Annotated in this window: 2 protein-coding genes; both read right to left on the bottom strand. The window is 54.1% G+C overall.

What is annotated here, in order from left to right; all coding sequences use genetic code 11:
* Positions 1–14: 14 nt before the first annotated feature.
* The gene (petA, locus tag ACIOUG_RS25975; protein WP_401069889.1) at positions 15–599 is read right to left on the bottom strand and encodes a ubiquinol-cytochrome c reductase iron-sulfur subunit; all 585 of its coding nucleotides are present in this window, start codon (positions 597–599) and stop codon (positions 15–17) included.
* Positions 600–868: 269 nt separating this feature from the next.
* Positions 869–1,261: a 30S ribosomal protein S9 gene (gene rpsI, locus ACIOUG_RS25970; RefSeq protein WP_003228056.1), complete on the bottom strand. Its 393-nt coding sequence runs from the start codon at positions 1,259–1,261 to the stop codon at positions 869–871.
* Positions 1,262–1,296 lie beyond the last annotated feature (35 nt).

Genomic DNA, 1,296 nt, shown 5'->3' with positions numbered 1-1,296 from the left:
AATCATAACGCATACTACATATACAAGCCAAACACAATAAGATCATAGGTCTCATACGAATTCGGGGGAACTGGCAGGTTCAAAGGCGCGGGTTGCGACTTGTAGACGCGGCCAGCCAGATCGTAGTGGGAACCGTGGCAAGGGCAGAAATAGCCGCCGACCCAGTCTTTACCCAGATCCGCAGGTGCCACTTCGGGACGGAAGGTTGGTGAGCAACCCAAGTGAGTGCAGATCCCGATCAGCAGCAGAATTTCCGGCTTGATCGAACGCACTTCAGGATCGACATAGGTAGGTTGCGTGGAGTTTTTGGAAGTCGGATCGGAGAGCTGGCCCTCGATCTTCTTGAGATTCCCCAGGATTTCCGCAGTACGGCGGACAATGAACACCGGCTGGCCGCGCCACTCGGCAATCATCTGCTGTCCTGGCTCGATCTTGCTGACATTCACTTTCACCGGTGCACCAGCGGCTTTCGCCTTGGCACTGGGAAACCATGACCCCACGAACGGGACCGCAGCCCCCACCGCTCCTGCAGCACCCACCACGGATGTGGCTGCTACCAAGAAGCGACGCCGGCCTGCATTCACGCCGTCATTGCTCATTCAGTCCTCTCCCATCAGCTTTGTGGCCTGTTAAATCAGGCATCTACTAAATAAATCAATGTTACTTATAAAAATTTTGCCGAGATGGTAATGAAAAGCCCCAATTCTGACAAGGGAATTACCCGGAGCTCCCACCCTCAAGCCTTGTAGTATAGGGGGTCTACGAATGTGGCAAGTTGTCACAGCGCAATTCTTCAATAAATCGCAGGCATAAAAAAACGCCCGGTTCCGTGAGGAATCGGGCGTTCTTTTTTGAACGTGGAAACGAATTAACGCTTCGAGTACTGCGGACGCTTACGCGCTTTACGCAGACCAACTTTCTTACGTTCAACTTCACGGGCGTCGCGAGTAACGAAGCCAGCTTTGCGCAGAGCGCTACGCAGGGTTTCGTCGTAGTCCATCAGAGCGCGAGTGATGCCGTGGCGGATTGCGCCAGCTTGACCACTTACACCACCGCCGATCACGGTGACGTAGATGTCGAATTTCTCGACAGTCTCGGTCAGCTCCAGCGGCTGACGAACTACCATGCGGGCAGTTTCGCGGCCGAAGAAGTTATCCAGCGAACGGTTGTTGATGGAGATGTTACCAGTACCCGGACGCAGGAAAACGCGTGCGGTTGCGGTCTTGCGACGGCCAGTGCCGTAATTTTGAGTCGCCGACATACTGAACGAGTCCGTTAAATCTTCAGGTCTTGGGG

It is taken from the genome of Pseudomonas sp. NPDC087803 (assembly GCF_044742995.1).
GTDB lineage: Bacteria > Pseudomonadota > Gammaproteobacteria > Pseudomonadales > Pseudomonadaceae > Aquipseudomonas.
Note: the sequence above shows the minus strand (reverse complement) of the source record. Positions and strands in the feature narration are given on the sequence as shown.